The sequence below is a fragment of the Saccharothrix lopnurensis genome (assembly GCF_042658445.1).
GTDB classification, from domain to species: Bacteria; Actinomycetota; Actinomycetes; order Mycobacteriales; family Pseudonocardiaceae; genus Actinosynnema; species Actinosynnema lopnurensis.
Genome location: NZ_JBHSQO010000040.1, coordinates 55,768 through 73,644 on the forward strand (window position 1 = coordinate 55,768; position 17,877 = coordinate 73,644).

General features: G+C 72.4%; 19 protein-coding genes. 13 read left to right on the forward strand and 6 right to left on the reverse strand.

Translation table 11 applies throughout. From position 1 onward, the window contains the following. Position 1: 1 nt before the first annotated feature. From ACFP3R_RS28720 to ACFP3R_RS28735, 4 genes are all read left to right on the forward strand, one after another. On the forward strand, positions 2-835 hold the full coding sequence (locus tag ACFP3R_RS28720) for an urease accessory protein UreD (RefSeq protein ID WP_380640313.1): 834 nt from the start codon (positions 2-4) through the stop codon (positions 833-835). Positions 836-860: 25 nt separating this feature from the next. Continuing rightward, positions 861-1,517: a pyridoxamine 5'-phosphate oxidase gene (gene pdxH / locus ACFP3R_RS28725; RefSeq protein WP_380640315.1), complete on the forward strand. Its 657-nt coding sequence runs from the start codon at positions 861-863 to the stop codon at positions 1,515-1,517. A 280-nt stretch (positions 1,518-1,797) separates the two neighbouring features. Continuing rightward, the gene (locus ACFP3R_RS28730) at positions 1,798-3,078 is read left to right on the forward strand and encodes an MFS transporter (RefSeq protein ID WP_380640317.1); all 1,281 of its coding nucleotides are present in this window, start codon (positions 1,798-1,800) and stop codon (positions 3,076-3,078) included. A gap of 136 nt (positions 3,079-3,214) precedes the next feature. Beyond that, on the forward strand, positions 3,215-4,597 hold the full coding sequence (locus tag ACFP3R_RS28735) for an APC family permease (protein ID WP_380640320.1): 1,383 nt from the start codon (positions 3,215-3,217) through the stop codon (positions 4,595-4,597). Positions 4,598-4,643: 46 nt separating this feature from the next. Here the strand turns inward: ACFP3R_RS28735 and ACFP3R_RS28740 are convergent, their stop codons facing one another. Continuing rightward, a complete protein-coding gene (locus ACFP3R_RS28740; protein WP_380640323.1) occupies positions 4,644-4,952 on the reverse strand; it encodes a hypothetical protein in 309 nt (102 codons plus the stop codon). Between the two features lie 342 nt (positions 4,953-5,294). Here ACFP3R_RS28740 and ACFP3R_RS28745 point away from each other — a divergent pair, with 342 nt between their 5' ends. Together ACFP3R_RS28745 and ACFP3R_RS28750 are read left to right on the forward strand one after the other, a co-directional pair. Next, positions 5,295-6,167, forward strand: coding sequence for an aldose 1-epimerase family protein (locus ACFP3R_RS28745; RefSeq protein ID WP_380640325.1), 873 nt, complete (start codon positions 5,295-5,297; stop codon positions 6,165-6,167). Positions 6,168-6,186: 19 nt separating this feature from the next. After that, positions 6,187-7,380, forward strand: coding sequence for an amidohydrolase (locus tag ACFP3R_RS28750; protein WP_380640327.1), 1,194 nt, complete (start codon positions 6,187-6,189; stop codon positions 7,378-7,380). A gap of 155 nt (positions 7,381-7,535) precedes the next feature. On the opposite strand, the gene ACFP3R_RS28755 is transcribed toward ACFP3R_RS28750, so the two are convergent. Then, positions 7,536-8,213: a DUF3800 domain-containing protein gene (locus tag ACFP3R_RS28755; RefSeq protein WP_380640329.1), complete on the reverse strand. Its 678-nt coding sequence runs from the start codon at positions 8,211-8,213 to the stop codon at positions 7,536-7,538. A gap of 183 nt (positions 8,214-8,396) precedes the next feature. On the opposite strand from ACFP3R_RS28755, the gene ACFP3R_RS28760 reads away from it, so the two are divergent. Further along, on the forward strand, positions 8,397-8,579 hold the full coding sequence (locus ACFP3R_RS28760; protein ID WP_380640332.1) for a hypothetical protein: 183 nt from the start codon (positions 8,397-8,399) through the stop codon (positions 8,577-8,579). 15 nt (positions 8,580-8,594) lie between these two features. Here the strand turns inward: ACFP3R_RS28760 and ACFP3R_RS28765 are convergent, their stop codons facing one another. Beyond that, positions 8,595-9,737 (reverse strand): acyl-CoA dehydrogenase family protein, encoded by a 1,143-nt coding sequence (locus ACFP3R_RS28765; RefSeq protein WP_380640334.1) that lies wholly within the window; start codon positions 9,735-9,737, stop codon positions 8,595-8,597. Positions 9,738-9,847: 110 nt separating this feature from the next. Between ACFP3R_RS28765 and ACFP3R_RS28770 the strand changes: the two genes are divergently transcribed. The 3 genes from ACFP3R_RS28770 to ACFP3R_RS28780 all read left to right on the forward strand — a co-directional run bounded on the left by ACFP3R_RS28770 (position 9,848) and on the right by ACFP3R_RS28780 (position 12,956). Continuing rightward, on the forward strand, positions 9,848-10,444 hold the full coding sequence (locus ACFP3R_RS28770) for a TetR/AcrR family transcriptional regulator (protein ID WP_380640336.1): 597 nt from the start codon (positions 9,848-9,850) through the stop codon (positions 10,442-10,444). After that, positions 10,441-11,367: a carbohydrate kinase family protein gene (locus tag ACFP3R_RS28775; protein WP_380640338.1), complete on the forward strand. Its 927-nt coding sequence runs from the start codon at positions 10,441-10,443 to the stop codon at positions 11,365-11,367. Before ACFP3R_RS28770 ends, ACFP3R_RS28775 begins: the two co-directional genes overlap by 4 nt. A 275-nt stretch (positions 11,368-11,642) precedes the next feature. After that, the gene (locus tag ACFP3R_RS28780) at positions 11,643-12,956 is read left to right on the forward strand and encodes a citrate synthase (protein ID WP_380640340.1); all 1,314 of its coding nucleotides are present in this window, start codon (positions 11,643-11,645) and stop codon (positions 12,954-12,956) included. Between the two features lie 140 nt (positions 12,957-13,096). Here ACFP3R_RS28780 and ACFP3R_RS28785 read toward each other — a convergent pair whose 3' ends face one another. From ACFP3R_RS28785 to ACFP3R_RS28795, 3 genes are read right to left on the reverse strand one after another with little or no spacing between them, the layout of a single operon-like run. Further along, positions 13,097-14,284, reverse strand: a complete 1,188-nt coding sequence (locus tag ACFP3R_RS28785; RefSeq protein WP_380640343.1) for an ABC transporter permease — start codon at positions 14,282-14,284, stop codon at positions 13,097-13,099. Continuing rightward, positions 14,281-15,192, reverse strand: a complete 912-nt coding sequence (locus tag ACFP3R_RS28790; protein ID WP_380640345.1) for an ABC transporter ATP-binding protein — start codon at positions 15,190-15,192, stop codon at positions 14,281-14,283. The genes ACFP3R_RS28785 and ACFP3R_RS28790 overlap by 4 nt, the downstream gene beginning before the upstream one ends. Before the next feature lie 21 nt (positions 15,193-15,213). Further along, complete coding sequence (locus tag ACFP3R_RS28795) at positions 15,214-15,471, reverse strand: helix-turn-helix transcriptional regulator (RefSeq protein ID WP_380640347.1); 258 nt, start codon at positions 15,469-15,471, stop codon at positions 15,214-15,216. Between the two features lie 191 nt (positions 15,472-15,662). On the opposite strand from ACFP3R_RS28795, the gene ACFP3R_RS28800 reads away from it, so the two are divergent. The 3 genes from ACFP3R_RS28800 to ACFP3R_RS28810 form a co-directional block, all read left to right on the forward strand. Continuing rightward, complete coding sequence (locus ACFP3R_RS28800) at positions 15,663-16,106, forward strand: YbaB/EbfC family nucleoid-associated protein (protein ID WP_380640349.1); 444 nt, start codon at positions 15,663-15,665, stop codon at positions 16,104-16,106. A 13-nt stretch (positions 16,107-16,119) separates the two neighbouring features. After that, positions 16,120-16,434, forward strand: a complete 315-nt coding sequence (locus tag ACFP3R_RS28805) for a type VII secretion target (RefSeq protein ID WP_380640351.1) — start codon at positions 16,120-16,122, stop codon at positions 16,432-16,434. Then, positions 16,431-17,877 (forward strand): WXG100 family type VII secretion target (locus tag ACFP3R_RS28810; protein ID WP_380640355.1); only part of this gene is annotated, 1,447 nt, incomplete at its 3' end. The genes ACFP3R_RS28805 and ACFP3R_RS28810, both read left to right, overlap by 4 nt.

Sequence of the window (17,877 nt, forward strand, 5' to 3'; positions counted from 1 at the left end):
GGTGCGCGAGCTGAGGTCCATGGCCCCGCTCCGGCTGGTGCCGCACTGCGGTCGCGCCGAGACCGCGCTGGTCCACCTGGTCAGCTCGGTCACCGCGCCGCTGGGCGGCGACGACCTCGAACTGGACGTCCGGGTCGGGCCGGGGGCGGCGCTGGTGTTGCGGGGAGTAGCCGCCACGCTCGCCCTCCCGGGTCACCGGGGCACCGGCAGTCGGTCACTCGTCCGGGTGGAATTGGGCGAGGGCGCGTCGCTGGAACACCTGCCCGAACCCACCGTCGTCACGGCACGGGCGCGGCACGAGGCGGTGTTCCGCGCGGACTTGACGGAAGGCGCTCGACTTCGCACCAGGGAAATCCTCGTGCTGGGCCGGCACGGCGAGTCCTCCGGGTTGCTCGACACCACGCTGGACATCCGGAGAAACGGGACCGTAATAAAACAGACATCTCGCCTCGGCGTGCCCGCGGTGGACCGCGGCGCGGCGGGGATGGCGGGCCACCGGGTGCTGGGCTCGGAGCTGTTGTGCTGGGGCGAGGACCTGCGGGAAGTGGTCTGCGGGGACTGGTGGTCGCTGGTGCCGCTGGCCCGGGGCGGCAGCCTCGCCACGGCCCTCGGCAACGACGCCGTAACCGTGGAACGCGCTTTGGACCGGGCCCTCGCCGAACACCCGGGATCGCATGATCGTCTGACTCGATCCCGAACTCGATCCCGAGTCGGGCATCACACCGAAAGTGACGGATCGGGTGGTGGTCATCACCGTGCGGGCGGTTCCGCGACAAGCCGGGAACCCGTACCGTCGCGGGATCGCCAAGTGCCACAAGTGCCTGGCGGGCACTAGTTGCACCACGCTCCGGGAGGTCGGGATGTCGAAGACCACGAACATCGCGTTGCCGTCGATGCGCGTGTCTTACGAGCACGGTTCGCTCACCGAGAGCGACCTCGCCGGCAGCTGGCACGAGCAGCTCCAGCTGTGGCTCGACCAGGCGACCGGCGCGGGTCTGCCCGAGCCCAACGCGTTCGTGCTCGCCACCGCCGACCCGGAGGGCAGGCCGTCGTCCCGCACGGTGCTGGCCAAGGGACTCGACGCGCGCGGTCTGGTGTTCTTCACCAACTACACCTCCACCAAGAGCCACGACCTGATGGCCACCCGCTACGCCTCCGCCACGTTCCCGTGGTTCGCCATGCAGCGGCAGGCGCACGTGCGGGGCACCGTGGAGAAGGTCGGCGCGGAGGAGACGGCCCGCTACTGGGCCGGCCGCCCGCGCGGCTCCCAGCTCGGCGCGTGGGCCTCGCCGCAGTCCCGGGTGGTCAGCGGCCGCACGACGCTGGAGAGCGCGCTGCACAAGGTCGAGCGGCAGTTCGCCGACGCGGACCGGGTGCCGGTGCCCCCGCACTGGGGCGGCTGGCGCATCCGGCCCGAGGAGGTCGAGTTCTGGCAGGGCCGCCGCGACCGCATGCACGACCGCCTGCGCTTCCGCCTCGGCCGCGACGGCTGGGGGCTCCAGCGCGTCGCACCCTGAGCGTCGTTCCTAGGGCGTCGTTCCTAGGGCGTCGTTCCCTGAGCGTCGTCCCCAGGCGTCGTCCCCTGGGCATCGTTCCCGGGCGTCGCCGACCCCTGAGCACCGCACCCGCGAGGCGGGTGTGCCACGAGCCCCGCCGATCCCGACCGGCGGGGCTCGTGGCGTGCCGGGGCGGGTCCCGCGACGCCCGCCCGACGTCCGGCCGCGCGCCATCGGGGGGCGGGCCCGGGGTGTGCGACGTCTCGGTGGAGAACTTGTTAGTTATCGTAGGCTAACGACCGTGCGGAAAGTCCTGGGGCGCATCGCCATCGACACGCGCCCGCTGAAGGTGGTGGCCTTCCGGCGCCTGTGGCTCACGACCGTGGTGACCGCGGTCGGCAGCCAGCTCACCGCGGTGGCCGTGCCCAAGCAGGTCTACGACCTGACCGGGTCGTCGGGCTGGGTCGGCGTGTCGGCGGGCGTGGCGCTGGTGCCGCTGCTGGTGTTCGGCCTCTACGGCGGCGCGATCGCCGACGTGGTGGACCGCCGCAAGCTGCTGGTCGTCACCAACACCGGCATCGCGCTGACCTCGGTGCTGCTGTGGCTCCAGGCGGCCTTCGCGGTCGACTCGGTGTGGCTGGTCATCGCGCTGCTCGGGTTGCAGCAGGTCTTCTTCGCCGCCAACGCGCCCGCCCGCACCGCGTCCGTGGCCCGGCTGGTGCCCGCCGAGCAGCTCCCGGCGGCCACCGCGCTGTCCTCGACGGTGATGATGTTCGGCGGCGTGTTCGGGCCCATGCTGGCCGGCGCGTTCATGCCGGTGGTGGGGCTGTCGACGCTGTACCTCGTGGACGCGGTGGCGCTGACCGCGACCATCTGGGCGGTGTGGAAGCTGCCGCCGCTGCCGCCGCTCGACGGCACCACGCGGCGGGCCGGCCTGCGCGACGTGGTCGACGGCTTCCGCTACCTGGCCGTGCAGAAGATCCTGCTGGCCAGCTTCCTGCTCGACATCATCGCCATGGTCTTCGGGATGCCCCGGGCGCTGTTCCCGGAGATGGCCGAGCACACCTTCGGCGACCCGCCCGGCGGCGGCCTCGCCCTGGGCTGGCTGTTCGCCGCGATCCCGCTGGGCGCGATGCTGTGCGGGCTGACGTCCGGCTGGACCTCGCGCGTGCACCGGCACGGCGTGGGCGTGGTGGTCGCGATCGTGGTGTGGGGCGTGGCCATGGTCGGCTTCGGCCTGTCGAACGCGCTGTGGCTGGCCGTGGTGTTCCTGGCCCTCGGCGGCGCGGCCGACATGATCAGCATGGTGTTCCGCAGCTCCATCCTCCAGGCGGCGGCCACCGACGAGATGCGCGGCCGGATGCAGGGCGTGTTCATCGTCGTGGTCGCCGGCGGGCCGCGCGTGGCCGACCTGCTGCACGGGACGACCGGCGCGCTGATCGGGCCCGGTCTGGCCAGCGCGCTGGGCGGGGTGCTGGTGGTGGTCGGCACGGGCCTCGCGGTGGTGGCCATCCCGGCGATCGGGCGCTACCGGTTCGTCGCGAAGCCCCTGGGGACCGCCCCGGGACCGGGGAAGCACTGAGACCTCGGCTCAGGGGGCCGGCTCCGGAGGGGCGGATCGGACCTCCGCGGCCGGTCGATCGGCCGAACATCAAGAGTTGCCCAAGATTGGCCTTTCAGCTGTGCGGCCACCCTGTGATCCGGCACACTCACCCGGCATGGCGGAAGCGACGAGCGCCCCGGCGCAACCGGAACTGAAGCGGGCCATCGGCCCCAAGCTCCTGCTGTTCTTCGTGATCGGTGACATCCTCGGCACCGGCATCTACGCCCTCACGGGCAACGTCGCGGGCAAGATCGGCGGCGCGCTGTGGCTGCCGTTCCTGATCGCGTTCGCGGTCGCCTTCCTCACCGCGTTCAGCTACCTCGAACTGGTCGGCAAGTACCCGAGGGCGGCGGGCGCGGCGCTGTACACCAACCGCGCGTTCAAGATCCAGTTCCTCACGTTCATGGTGGCGTTCGCGGTGATGAGCTCCGGCATCACCTCCGCCTCCTCCGCCGCGCTCGCGTTCGGGCGCACCTACCTCCAGTCGGTCATCCGCGAGTTCTTCTCCGACACGTTCGCGGTGTCGGCGACGCTGGTCGCGATCCTGTTCATCCTCGGCCTGGCCGCGATCAACTTCCGGGGCGTCTCGGAGTCGGTCAAGGCCAACGTGGTGCTGACCTGCATCGAGCTGTCCGGCCTGGTCATCATCATCGCGATCGGCCTGTTCGCGGTGCTCTCCGGCGACGGCGACGCGAGCCGCCTCACCCAGGTCGACCCGGCGCCCGGCCAGAGCGCGCTGGTCGCGGTCACGTCGGCGACCGCGCTGGCGTTCTTCGCGATGGTCGGCTTCGAGGACTCGGTGAACATGGCCGAGGAGTGCCGCGACCCGGTGCGGATCTTCCCGCGCGCGATGCTGTGGGGCATGGTCGTGGCGGCCGTGATCTACGTGCTGGTGGCCATCACCTCGTCGCTGCTCATCCCGTCCGACGAGCTGGCCAAGGCCGGGTCCTCCGCCCTGCTGCGGGTGGTGGAGGTCGGCGCGCCCGGCTTCCCGCTGTGGCTGTTCTCGCTGATCGGCCTGTTCGCCGTGATCAACTCGGCGCTGATCAACATGCTGATGGCGAGCCGCCTGGTCTACGGCATGGCGAACGAGCGGATCATCCCGAAGTCCTTCGGCGCCGTGCACCCGCGCCGCCGCACGCCGTGGATCTCGATCATCTTCACCAGCGGCATCGCGATCATCCTGGTGTCCACCACCGACATCGCCAAGCTCGGCGGCACGACCTCGCTGCTGCTGCTGGTCGTGTTCACCGTCGTCAACGTCGCGGTGCTGGTGCTGCGCAAGGAGAAGGCCGACCACAAGCACTTCCGCGCGCCGACGTGGGCGCCGGTGCTGGGCGCGGTGACCTGCGCGTACCTGGCCAGCCCGCTGTCGGGTCGGCCGTGGGACGACTACCGGATCGCGCTGTACCTGCTGGCTGCGGGCGTCGTGCTGTGGGCCGTCAACCGCGTGGTGCACGGCAGGACCGAGCTCGACGCGGAGAAGCTGGCCAAGTGACCCGGCCCCGGGCCGGGGGCCGTCGCGCCCCCGGCCCGGACCCGCGTCAGGCGCACCAGGTGTTGCCGGTGTACTGGAGCTTGCTCGCCATGACCCAGCCCCACTTGCCGTTGTTGACGTTCGCGCCGTAGTAGCGCGGGTTGCCCTTGATCCGGACGTTGAGGACGTCCGCCTGGATCGCCCAGCCGACGAACGACCCGCCGCTCTCGGCGTTGGTCATGTCGCCGTAGGCGGTGACCTGGTACTGCCACACCTGCGTGCACGCGGTGCCCACCTCGGCGGAGGCGGTGCCCGTGCCCAGGGCGAGGCCCGCGGCCAGCAGCGTCGTGGCGGCGGCACCGATGATCTTGTGCAACTCGACTCCTTCGTCGGGTGAGCGGTCGGGCCGAAGCATGGTGGGCCGATGGACCCGGGGTCACTGCGGTGGCGCGTAGTGAGCGGTGTTCACGTTCTGTGGGGTGTCCGCCGCGCTCCGTCCGCCGGCCCGCCGCCGTCCGTCGGCCCGCCGCCGTCCGCCGGCCGCCCCGCCCGCTGCCGCCGGTTGCCGGGCCCCTGCCTGACGCCTCCTGCCCCCCCGTCTGCCGGCCGCTGCCACGGGCCCGAATGGCGGAAAGCGCTTTCGCCCCCCTGCGCCGAAAGAGTTTCGCGTTCCGGGATGTGACGCCCCGCGCCCGCCACCCGGATACGCTCTTGATCCATGCTGGAAATCGCCCACGGCGCGTCCCGCGCCGTCATCGCGCCCGAGGGTGCCAACCTCAAGTCCTACGAGGTCGGCGACGTGCCGTACGCGGAGACGTACGAAGACGAGCCGCCCATGGGCTGCGGCGCGGTGCTCGTCCCCTGGCCCAACCGCACGGCGGGCGGGAAGTGGGTGCTCGACGGCGAGGAGCAGCAGCTGGAGATCGGCGAGCCCGCGCGCGGCAACGCCATCCACGGGCTCGTGCGCCACGCGCTGTGGCACGTCGTCGAGCACACGGGGTCGCTGCTGTCGCTGGAGACGCCGGTCGCGGGCTTCGGCTGGCCCGTGCCGCTGCGCACCACGATCACCTACGCGCTGGACGAGAACGGCCTGACCGTGTCGCACGGCGTGACGAACGTGGGCCAGAAGCGCACCCCGTTCGGCGTCGGCACCCACCCGTACCCGAGGGCGGGCGCGTCGCTGACCGACGAGACCTCGCTGTCGCTGGCCGCCACCACCGTGCTGCCGGTCGACCCGGAGACCATGATCCCCAACGGTCCGGCCGTGCCCGTGTCGGGCGACTACGACTTCCGGGTGGCGCGCCTCCTCGACGGGGTGAAGCTGGACACCGCGTTCGGCGGCTGCGAGCCGGTGGACGGCCTGGTGCGGCACGTGCTGAAGGGCCCGGCCGGCGGGGTCGAGCTGTGGGCGGACCCGGACTTCGGGTGGGTGCAGGTCTACACGCCGGACAACTTCCCCGGCCGGGGCCGCGCGGTCGCCGTCGAGCCCATGACGTGCCCGCCGGACGCGCTCAACAGCGGGGTCGACCTGCTCTGGCTGGAGCCCGGCGAGTCGTGGGCCGGCCGCTGGGGTTTGCGCCCGCTGTCCTAGGTCGTTAGCCTCGCTAACTATGAACGTCGCTATCACGGGTGGGTACGTCGTGCCGGTGGCCGGGCCGCCGATCGAGGGCGGCACGGTCCTGGTGCGGGACGGGAAGATCGTCGCGGTCGGCGCGGATGTCGAGGTCCCGGACGGCGTGCCGGTCGTCGACGCGGCGGGCGGGTGGGTGCTGCCCGGCTTCGTGGAGGCCCACGGCCACCTCGGCGTGCACGAGGAGGGCGAGGGCTGGGCCGGGCAGGACACCAACGAGATGACCGACCCCAACGGCGCGCGGCTGCGGGCGCTGGACGCGATCAACGCCGCCGACCAGGGCTTCGCCGACGCCCTGACCGGCGGCGTGACCACGGTGGTCGTCAAACCGGGGTCGGGCAACGTCATCGGTGGTCAGACGGTCGCCGTGAAGTGCTGGGGCCGCACGGCCGACGAGATGCTGCTGCGCAACCCGGTGAGCGTGAAGAGCGCGCTGGGCGAGAACCCCAAGCGGGTCTACGGCGACCAGAAGAAGCTGCCGTCCACCCGGCAGGGCGTCGCGGCGGTGATCCGGGACGCGCTCACCAAGGCGCAGGACTACGTCGCCCGGCGCGACGCGGCGGACGGCCCGTTCGACCGCGACCCCACGTCCGAGGTGCTGGCGAAGGTGCTGTCGGGCGAGCTGCCGTGGTGCCAGCACTGCCACCGCGCGGACGACATCGCCACCGCGCTGCGGCTGGCCGACGAGTTCGGCTACCGGCTCATCGTCAACCACGGGACCGAGGGTCACCTGATCGCGGACCTGCTGGCCGAGCGCGGCGTGCCGGTGGTCATCGGGCCGCTGTTCACCTCGCGGTCGAAGGTCGAGGTGCGGCAGCGGTCGCTGCGCAACCCGGGCATCCTGGCGCGGGCCGGGGTCGAGATCGCCATCACCACCGACCACCCGGTGGTGCCCATCCACTTCCTGGTGCACCAGGCGACGCTCGCCGTGAAGGAGGGCCTGGACCGGCGGGTGGCGCTGGAGTCGATCACGGTGAACCCGGCGCGGATCATGGGCCTGGACGACCGGGTCGGGTCGCTGGCGCCGGGCCTGGACGGTGACGTGGTGATCTGGTCGGGCGACCCGCTGGACGTGATGAGCCGGGCGCTGAAGGTCTTCGTGTCCGGGCGCGAGGTCTACCGGTACGAGGACGGGGAAGAGGTCGTCGCGAACCCGTTCTACGCGGAGTCCTGAGCGGCTCCCGGGTGGTGTCCGGGTCGGGTTGACCAGCCGCTGTTGCGGCGGCTGGTCACTTTGCTAAACTTTGCCCGCGGACCCGTCCCACTCCCGTGGGGAAGCGGGTCCAGCTTCTTTTCCGGGCTTTCCCCGTCGGGTCCACCTCGACCGGATCACATCACCTGCGGTTTGCCGCCCACGGCGCAGACCCGGCCGAGCAGCTCCGGGTACCAGTCCCACATGAGCTCCTTCCCGGGAGCGCGCAGCACGCACTGGTAGGCGGCGTAGGCGACCAGGTCCGCCACCTGCACCCACTGGCTGAGGTGCGAGCCCTGGAAGAACGGGTCCTCCACGAGGTTGCGGGTGGCGAGCTCGAGGGAGCGGTGCGCCTGGCGGTAGGAGGGATCGGTGCCGTCCCCGTCCATGACCACGAACCCGTGGTGCCCGGTCGCGACGAGGCGTGCGTCGATCTCGGTGACCAGGTCCGCGTACAGGCCGGCCTTGGCGTCGACGTACCGGGTTCCGGTCGTGTCGCGGCAGACGGCGCCGGTGCGCACGCCGGGCATGGCGGCGATCGCGCTCAACGCGTCGACCACCACCGCCGATCGGTTGGCCTTGCTGCGGTCCCAGCCCGTCCCCGTCGGTCTGCCCCGACCGTTGACGAACTTGGTGGCGTGCAGCTCGTAGCTGGCCGGGAGCCCCGCGGAGGCGTGGAGGGCTTTGCGCCAGTCGAGCCACGAGCGCAGGGCCGGACGCCAGTCGGAGACCGACAATTCCACCCAGCCGTAGACGACGAGTTGGGAGGTCTGCGCCCCCGAGTCGTCCATGTAGAACAGGCGCACATCGCTCACGGCGGCACACGGTACGACCCGGTCGGCCCGGACCGGTGACCGACCACCCAACGCGACCGCCGCTCACGTGGGGGCTCCGCCCCCGTGGTCCCGAACGGCGCCGATCCCGAACCGGACCCTGTCGCCCCGGGCCGTCCGTCCGCCAGACTGGGCGCACGGACGGACGACCGACCGGGGGACGACATGGCGTGGGTTCGGGCTCTGCTGCTGACGTTGGTCGTGTGGGTGGTGCTGGCCCTCGCCCTCACCTTCCTGCTGGGCCTGCTGGGCAGCCTCGGGTCGACCGAGCTGTGGCTGACCACGGCGGCGGCCCTGGCCGCCTCCCTGGCGATCAACCGGAAGCGGCTGCGGGACGCGCTGGACTAGGGCTGGGCCGCGCGGTCAGCGGCGCAGCTCGCGCCCGATCACCAGCCGCTGGATCTGGTTGGTGCCCTCGAAGATCTGGAGCACCTTCGCCTCCCGCATGTACCGCTCCACCGGGAAGTCGCGCGTGTACCCCGCCCCGCCCAGCACCTGCACCGCGTCCGTCGTCACCTTCATCGCCGCGTCCGTGCAGACCAGCTTCGCCACCGCCGCCTGCCGCCGGAACGGCAGCCCCCGGTCCCGCCGGCGGGCGCCGTCCAGGTAGGTCGCCCGCGCCGAGTCCACCGCGGCGGCCATGTCGGCCAGCAGGAACTCCAGGCCCTGGAAGTCGATGATCGCCCGGCCGAACTGCGTGCGGGTCTTCGCGTAGGCCACGGCCTCGTCCAGCGCGGCCTGCGCCAACCCCACGGCGCAGGCGGCGATCCCGAGCCGGCCGGAGTCCAGGGCGGACAGCGCGATCTTCAGCCCGTCGCCCTCGGCCCCGACCAGCCGGTCCGCCGCCAGCCGCACGTCCTCGAAGCTCAGCTGCGCCGTGGTCGACCCGGTCAGGCCCATCTTGCGCTCGGGCGGCGCGGCGGTCAGGCCCTCGACCCGCCCCGGCGCGAGGAAGCAGCTGATGCCGCGCCCGCCGTCGTCGGAGGTGCGGGCCATCAGGGTGTAGAAGTCGGCCACGCCGGCGTGCGTGATCCACGCCTTCGTGCCGTTCACGACGTACTCGCCGCCGTCGCGCGCGGCCCGGGTGGACAGCGCCGCCGCGTCCGAGCCGGCGTGCGACTCGGACAGCGCGTACCCGCCCAGCAGGTCGCCGGCCAGGGCGTCGGGCAGCCACCGGGCCCGCTGCTCGTCCGTGCCGAACGTCGCGAGCGCGTAGCAGGACATGACGTGCACCGACAGGCCGACGCCGACCGACATCCAGGCCGAGGCGACCTCCTCCAGCGCCTGGAGGTACACCTCGTACGGCAGCGCGCCGCCGCCCAACTCCTCCGGGTAGGGCAGGCCCAGCAGTCCGCTCCGGCCGAGCAGCCGGAACTTCTCGCGCGGGAACCGCTCGTGCTCCTCGTGCTCGGCCGCGTGGGGCGCCAGCTCCTCGCGGGCGATCTCGCGGACGAGGCCGAGCAGGTCCTCGGCCTCGGTGGTGGGCAGCAGGCGTTCGGCGGGCATCGTCGACCTCCGTGGGACGGCTCACCCCGTCCGGTGAACCGCAGTACTCTCGACAGTACTCCAGGACGTACCACAGTACTGTCGAGCGGGAGTGTGACAGAGTCCCGACCATGACCCCGATCGCGCGCGGACCGCTGACGCCCCGTCAGGTGGAACTGCTCGGGCGGCTCGAAGCGCTGGTGCTCGCCGAGGGTTTCGCGCACTTCACCCTGGACGACCTCGCGGCGCGCCTGCACTGCTCCAAGTCGACCCTCTACGCGCTGGCCGCCAGCAAGGAGCAGCTGGCCGTCCGCGTGGTCGGCCGGTACTTCAAGGGCGCGGCCGAGCGGATCGAGCGGCGGATCGCCGGCGTCGAGGACGTGCGCGCCCGCGTCGGCACGTACCTGGCGGGCGCCGCCGAGGAGCTGCGGCGCGCGTCGGCCCGGTTCATCGCGGACGTGGCGGCGTTCGCGCCCACCCGCTCGACCTACGAGCGCAACGCCCGCGCCGCGGCCGAGCGGATTCGCGAGTTCATCCAGGAGGGCGTGCGCGAGGGCGTGTTCCGGGAGGTGCACGCCACCCTGGTCGCCGAGATGGCGGGCCTGCTGATCGAGGGCATCCAGACGGGTGTGCTGACCCGGCGCGCGGGCGTGTCCGACGCCGAGGCGTTCACCGCCCTGGGTGAACTGCTGCTGGACGGTTTGCGGAGAGAACGGAGCCAGTCGTGATCGTCGTCGCCGGAGAGGCCCTGGTCGACCTCGTGCCCACGCCGGGGGGTGACCTCGCGCCGCGGCTGGGCGGCGGCCCGTACAACGTCGCGGTGGCCGCGGGGCGGCTGGAGGCCCCGGTGGGCTTCCTGTCCCGCGTCTCGGCCGACCTGTTCGGGGACCGGCTGGTCGAGCGCCTGCACGCCTCCGGCGTGCGCACCGACCTGGTCCAGCGCGGTCCGGAGCCGACCACGTTGGCCGTGGTCGGGCTCGCCGACGACGGGTCGGCCCGCTACTCGTTCTACGTCGAGGGCACCGCCGACCGGCTGGTCGCCGACCCCGGGCCGCTGCCCGACGACGTGCGCGCGGTCTCGTTCGGCACGCTGTCGCTGGTCCTGGAGCCGGGCGCGAGCGCCTACGAGCGGGTGCTGCGGCGCGAGGCGGACCGCGGCGCGCTGACCGTGCTGGACCCCAACATCAGGGCCGGCCTGATCGACGACCCGGTCGCCTACCGCGCCCGCTACGCCTCGTGGCTGCCGCACGTGGGGCTGCTCAAGGTGTCCGTCGAGGACGCCCGCTGGCTGGCCGACCTGCCCGCCGACGCGCCCGAGGGCGAGGTGCTGGAGGTCGTCCGCGGCTGGCACGGGCCCGCCGCGGTGGTGCTGACCCGGGGGAGCGGCGGCCTGGCCGTGCTGACCGCGTCCGGCGACGTGATCCACGTCCCACCCACGCCCGTGGACGTGGTCGACACGATCGGGGCGGGCGACACCGTGCAGGGCGCGCTGCTGGCGTGGCTGCACCACCACGACGCGCTGTCCACCGAGGCCGTCCGAGGTCTGGACGACGGGCGCTGGCGCGCGGCGCTGGCCCACGCGGGCGCGGCGGCGGCGATCACGTGCTCCCGCGCGGGCGCGGAACCGCCGTTCCGGGCAGAGCTGGGATGACCTAGCTCTCACCCCGCTCGACGTGGAGGGACAGGTCCGAAGGGTTACGGTGGTGATTGCACGCTAGGCATTCGCGCACCTCCGCTGTGATGCCGATCCCACCTCCCGGAACCGGTTCACGCCGCGGCTGAGGAGCGGGTAGCCCGCCGGCTGGCGTGCGGAGAACTGACAGGACCCCAACGGGGTGGTGCTGCGGTGCAGGGGCGTTCCCGCGTCCGGGCCCCGCGTGCGAGACCCGCACGAGCCACCCCGCCCGAGCGTGAGAGGGACTCTGCATGCCCGACGCGACGACTGCGCCGAACGACACCCGTACCGTCGCGCTGCGCCATCCGGGCGGAGAGCACGAGATGAAGGTGGTGCCGGCCACCGAGGGTGCCCCCGGCATCGACCTCGGCAAGCTGCTGGCCACGACCGGCCTGGTCACGCTGGACAGCGGTTTCGTCAACACCGCGTCCTGCTCCTCGGAGATCACCTACATCGACGGTGACGCCGGCATCCTGCGCTACCGCGGCTACCCGATCGAGCAGCTGGCCGCGAAGTCGAACTTCAACGAGGTCAGCTACCTGCTCATCTACGGCGAGCTCCCGACCCAGGCCCAGCTGGAGGAGTTCTCCTCCAAGATCAGCAGGCACACCCTGCTGCACGAGGACCTGAAGCGCTTCTTCGACGGCTTCCCGCGCGACGCGCACCCGATGCCCGTGCTGTCCTCGGCGGTCTCCGCGCTGTCGACCTTCTACCAGGACAGCCTCAGCCCGTTCGACGCCAACCAGGTCGAGATCTCCACCATCCGCCTGCTGGCGAAGGTGCCCACCATCGCGGCCTACGCCTACAAGAAGTCCGTGGGCCAGCCGTTCCTGTACCCGGACAACTCCCTGGGCCTGGTGGAGAACTTCCTCCGGATGACCTTCGGCTTCCCCGCCGAGCCCTACGACGTGGACCCGGACCTGGTCCGCGCCCTCGACCTGCTGTTCGTGCTGCACGCCGACCACGAGCAGAACTGCTCCACCTCGACCGTGCGCCTGGTCGGCTCGTCCGAGGCCAACCTGTTCGCCTCCATCTCCGCGGGCATCAACGCCCTGTTCGGCCCGCTGCACGGCGGCGCGAACAGCGCGGTGCTCGACATGCTGGAGAAGATCCGCAACGAGGGCGGCGACGTGTCCGCGTTCGTGAAGAAGGTGAAGAACAAGGAGGACGGCGTCCGCCTGATGGGCTTCGGCCACCGGGTCTACAAGAACTACGACCCGCGCGCCGCGATCATCAAGAAGACCGCCGACGAGATCCTCGGCAAGCTCGGCGCGTCCGACGAGCTGCTCGACATCGCGAAGGCGCTGGAGGAGACCGCCCTCGCGGACGACTACTTCGTCGAGCGCAAGCTGTACCCGAACGTGGACTTCTACACGGGCCTCATCTACCGCGCGATGGGCTTCCCGACGAAGTTCTTCACGGTGCTGTTCGCCCTGGGCCGCCTGCCGGGCTGGATCGCGCACTGGCGCGAGATGATCAACGACCCGGCCACCAAGATCGGCCGCCCGCGCCAGGTCTACACCGGTGCGGCGGAGCGCGACTTCGTGCCGCTCGACCAGCGCTGACGTCCCCTGTGGAGTAAACGGCCCGCACCCGCGAAGGGTGCGGGCCGTTTCCGCGTCCGGCCTCCGTCCCACCAGGACGGCACCCCCGCGCAGCACCCCCGGCGCGGCACCCCCGGCGCGGCACCCCCGGCGCGGCACCCCTAGCGCAGCACGTCCCGCAGCCGCACCCGCGCGCCCGTCCGCAGCACCGCGTTCGCGTACACCTTCCCGCCCAGCCACGTGATCGCGGCGACCGCCGCCAGCGCCAGCGCCACCGCCAGCAGCACCTGCCACGTCGGCGCGACCCCCATCGCCATCCGCCCCGGCATCAGGATCGGCGCGAACGGCGGCAGCAGCGACAGCACGGTCACCGCCGACCCGGTCGGATCGCTGATCATCAGGTTGATGCCCACCACGAACGCCACCACGATCGCCGTGCTGATCGGCGTGAGCACCGACTGGAGCTCCTCCTGCCGGGACACCAGCGACGCGGCCGCGGCGAACACCGTGGCGTAGAGGAAGAACCCGAGCAGGTACCACAGCAGCCCGGTGGCCAGGGCCCCGCCGGCCAACCCCACCACGTCCACCACGCCCGCCGCGCCGGCCAGCGCCAGGCCGCCACCGCCGATCAGCACCAGCTGGAGCAGCCCGACCGCGCCCAGCCCGACGACCTTGCCCAGCAGCAGCTGCCACGGCCGCAGCGTCGCCAGCAGGATCTCCACCACCCGGCTGGACTTCTCCTCCACCACGCCCTGGGCGACCATCGTCCCGTACACCAGCAGCGAGTAGTACAGCAGCGCGGCGACCACCAGGCCGATCGCCAGGCGCCGGCCCGACTGCTCGTCCGGCCGCTCCAGGACCACCACGTCCACGCCGGCCCGCTCCACGTTCCGCGCCACGTCGGCCGGGTCCAGGCCCGCCTCGGCCAGCTGCGCGTTGAGCACCTGCTGCTTCACGATCAGGTCGATGGAGCTGCGCAGCTGCTCGCCCAGCGACTCCCGGACCACCACGCGCAGGGCGTCCGGGGCGCCGGTGACCAGGGCGTCGAGGTCGCCGGACCGCACCCGTGCCTCGCCGTCGACCGGGTCGGCCACGTCGACGAGCTCCAGCTCGCGGCCGAACGACGCGGCGGTCCGCGCCAGCGGCTCGGCCAGCACGGTGGCCTGGCCGTTCAGCGCCACCCGGTCGCGGCCCGCGTCGTCGAACAGCACCGCCTGGAGCAGCACGTACCCCGCCAGCACGGCCAGGATCGCCACGGTGCCCCACACGAACGCCTTGGTGCGCACCCGGCTGGTGAACTCGCGGCGCGCCACCAGGAACACCGCCCGGCCCGTGGTCAGGCCGCTCACGCCGCGGCCTCCCGCGCCACCGCGCTGCGGAACAGCTCGGCCAGCGACGGCCGCTGCCGGGAGAACTCGTGCACCGGCCCGGTCGCCAGGGCGGCGCGCAGCACCGGCTGGTCGTCCGCGCCCGGTTCCAGCTCCACCAGGGTGCGGCCCTCGGACGTGGTGGCGGCGCGCACGCCCGGCACCGCGTCGGCCCACCCCGACGGCGCCCGCGGCGCGTCCACGACCAGCCTGGACGTGCCGCCGGCGCGCAGCTCGTCCACCGCGCCGCAGGCCACCAGCGTGCCGCCGCGCACGATGCCGACCCGGTCGCAGAGGCGCTCCACCAGGTCCAGCTGGTGGCTGGAGAACACCACGGGCACCCCGGTGGCGGCCTTCTCGCGCAGCACCTGGCTCATCACGTCCACGGCCACCGGGTCGAGGCCGGAGAACGGCTCGTCGAGCACCAGCACATCAGGCTCGTGCACCAGCGCGGCCGCCAGCTGCACCCGCTGCTGGTTGCCCAGGCTGAGCTTCTGCACCTCGTCGCCGCGGCGGTCGCGCAGGCCCAGCCTGCCGATCCAGTCCTCGGCGGAGCGGTGCGCGGCGTTGGTGGGCAGGCCGTGCAGCTCGGCCAGGTAGACCAGCTGGTCGAGCACCTTCATCCGGGGGTAGAGGCCGCGCTCCTCGGGCATGTAGCCGATGCGCCGGCGCGTCTCGAACGTGATCGGCTCGCCGTTCCAGCGGACCTCGCCCGAGTCGGCGGCCAGCACGCCCAGCGCGATGCGCATGGTGGTGGTCTTGCCGGCCCCGTTGCTGCCGACGAAGCCGAACAGCTCGCCCGCCCGCACGTCGAAGGTCATGTCGGCCAGCGCCACGACCTCCCCGTAGCGCTTGGAGACCCGGTCGATCTCCAGCACCCCCTGTGGCACGGTGCCTTCCCTCCTGTCGTGCTAGCGGTAGACCTGCGTGGACAGCGGCTCGAACGGGGTGCGGCCGAACACCGCCTCCACGGGCAGCCCGAAGACCTCGCAGATCCGCATCGCCAGGTCGAGGCTGGGGTAGTGGTCCCCCCGCTCCAGCGCGCCGATCGTCTGGGGGTTGACCTCCACCGCCTCCGCCAACCCCGCCCGCGTCATGCCCCGTTCGACCCTGAGCACCCCGATCCGGTTGTGGAGGGGCCGGCCGGAGCCGCGTCGCACCGGACTCACCCGACGAAGTGTTGCGAAAACCCAACGCGACGGCAAGCAAAGCGCCCGGACGTGGGGCCGAACGGCGGCATCCGGGCCGGGCTTGACCGGAAATCACGTTTCGGTGAAACGATACGGGGCCGGGAACCGAATCGACTGGCGACGGGTCGAAGGGGCATCGGGGTCGCGCCCCGTTGTCGTGAGGGGTGAACATGGAGCCGGACCAGTGGCTCGCGCAGTACGGAGAGAAGATCGAGCAGGCCAAGCGGAACGCGGCCGCGGTCGAGACGCAGCTCGGCGGCGTCGGCGGCAGCGCGACGTCACCCGACGGGCTGATCACCGTGTCGGTGAACGCCTCCGGGGCGTTGACCGACCTGGTCCTGCGCCCGCAGTTGCGCGGTGAGGACCCGGAGCGCGTCTCCGGCGCCATCATGACCGCCGTCGCCCAGGCGCAGCGCGCCGCGGCCGGCCAGGTCGTCCAGATCATGTCGGAGTCCTTCGGCGACGGCCCCGCGCTGGACTTCGTGAAGGCGAAGATGCCGAACGGCTATTCGGGTGACGGCACCGACGAGGTGGAACCGGTCCCCGAGATCCGGCGTCGGGACACCAGGCCCGACGACGACTACTTCACCAACCCGCCCGATGTCATGGCCTGACCAGGGGGACATCATGACCAGATCCGAATCGTTCAACGTGAGTCCGGAGCAGATCCGGACGCACGCCGGCACGGTCGACCAGCTGACCCAGCGGATGCTCGCCGCCACGCAGACCGCCGACCCGTCGCTGTCGACCGACGCCTTCGGGGTGTTCGGTTCGTTCCTGGCCGAGTTCCTGCTCAAGGCGGCCGGCAACTCCCAGGACATCCTCGGCCAGGCCACGGAGACCGTCGCCGACATGTGCCAGGGCCTCCGCGAGGTCGCCGACCTCTACGAGAACGTCGACCTCGACAACGCGTTCGGCTTCAACGGAAGGGCACGTGGATGAACGCGCCGGCCAGCACACAGGGTCGTGACCCGTCCTACCTGATCAAAGACGTGCAGGGCACCGTCGCGGCCGTCGAGCGCGGCGACTGGGTGCAGGCCGGCCTCGGCATGGCCAACACCGCCATGGGCATCGTCGGCCTGGCCGCCAACCCGCTGTCGGGCTTCCTGTCCGCCGGGTTCAGCTGGGCCATCCAGCACGTCGACTTCCTGCGCGAGCCGTTCGACGCGCTGCTGGGCAGCCCGCAGGCGATCCAGCGGATGTCCGACAGCTGGCTGTCGGCGTCCAAGCAGATCGAGGGCATCGTCGCGGACTACCGCCGGACCTCCGTCGAGGAGACGCGGAACTGGACGGGCCGGTCGGCCGACGGCTACCGCGCGGCCAGCCAGAAGCACACCTCCGGCCTGGAGACCCTGGCCAAGGCGACCCAGGGCATCTCGCAGGCCGCCAAGGGCGCGGGCGAGCTGGTCGCGACCGTCCGCAAGACCATCATGGACCTGATCGGCAAGGCCGTGTCCGACATGGTCATGAAGATCGTCCAGTGGCTGGCGGCCTCGTTCCTGACCTTCGGCGCGGCCATCGCGGCGGCGATCTCGGACATCGTGCAGATGGCGTGCAACTACGCCAAGAAGCTCGCGGACTTCCTCCAGAAGCTCGGCAACTCGCTCAAGAAGCTGATCGACCTGATCAAGTCGGTCTCGCAGATCGCCCAGACCGCCAAGCAGATCCTCCAGGCGATCACCGCCATGACCTCGTCCAACCGGGGCGGCGGCGGCCTGAACCAGCGGCCCAGCGCGGGCGGCCTCGGCATGACCGAGGAGCAGCTGCGGGACATGGACCGCCGCGCCGACCAGCGCTACACCGGTCCCGGCGGCACCACCAACACCTCGGGCGGCAGCGGCGGTCACGGCGCCGGCCCGGTGATCGACCGCCCGCCGATGGTGGGCGTGGGCGCCGGCGGCCACCCCGAGCCGGTCAACACCTACCCCGCCGGTCCGGGCGGCCAGGTCGTCAACCGTCCCCCGAACCTCGGCGGCGGCACCACGCCCCCCGGCACGGGCTCCGGCTCCGGCGGCTCGGGTTCGGGCTCCGGCACCGGCGCCCCCCGCCCCGGCACCGGCGGCGGCCACTGGGAGCCGGGCCGCTGGGTCTCCGACGGCAGCGGCTCGACCGGTGGCTACCCCGGCGGCGGCTACCCCGGCGGCTCCCCGACGGGCCGCGGCTACGACACGACCCACGCCACGAACGTCGGCGCCGGCGCGGCCTACGTGCCGCCGGTCCGCCCGACCACCCCCGACGTGCCCCACAGCACCCCGAGCGGCCTCGGCGGCGCCGGTGGCGGCGGGGTCGGTGGCGGTGGCGGCGGCTTCGCGGGCGGTGGCGGTGGCGGCTTCGCCCCTGGCGGCGGTGCGCGCGGCGGCGGCGCCTCCGGCTCGACGCTCCAGG

Coding starts and splice junctions, on each gene's coding strand:
- pdxH (WP_380640315.1), top strand. CDS start 861: ATGTCGAAGACCACGAACATCGCGTTGCCGTCGATGCGCGTGTCTTAC.
- ACFP3R_RS28735 (WP_380640320.1), top strand. CDS start 3,215: ATGGCGGAAGCGACGAGCGCCCCGGCGCAACCGGAACTGAAGCGGGCC.
- ACFP3R_RS28745 (WP_380640325.1), top strand. CDS start 5,295: ATGCTGGAAATCGCCCACGGCGCGTCCCGCGCCGTCATCGCGCCCGAG.
- ACFP3R_RS28750 (WP_380640327.1), top strand. CDS start 6,187: ATGAACGTCGCTATCACGGGTGGGTACGTCGTGCCGGTGGCCGGGCCG.
- ACFP3R_RS28760 (WP_380640332.1), top strand. CDS start 8,397: ATGGCGTGGGTTCGGGCTCTGCTGCTGACGTTGGTCGTGTGGGTGGTG.
- ACFP3R_RS28765 (WP_380640334.1), bottom strand. CDS start 9,737: ATGCCCGCCGAACGCCTGCTGCCCACCACCGAGGCCGAGGACCTGCTC.
- ACFP3R_RS28770 (WP_380640336.1), top strand. CDS start 9,848: ATGACCCCGATCGCGCGCGGACCGCTGACGCCCCGTCAGGTGGAACTG.
- ACFP3R_RS28780 (WP_380640340.1), top strand. CDS start 11,643: ATGCCCGACGCGACGACTGCGCCGAACGACACCCGTACCGTCGCGCTG.
- ACFP3R_RS28800 (WP_380640349.1), top strand. CDS start 15,663: ATGGAGCCGGACCAGTGGCTCGCGCAGTACGGAGAGAAGATCGAGCAG.
- ACFP3R_RS28805 (WP_380640351.1), top strand. CDS start 16,120: ATGACCAGATCCGAATCGTTCAACGTGAGTCCGGAGCAGATCCGGACG.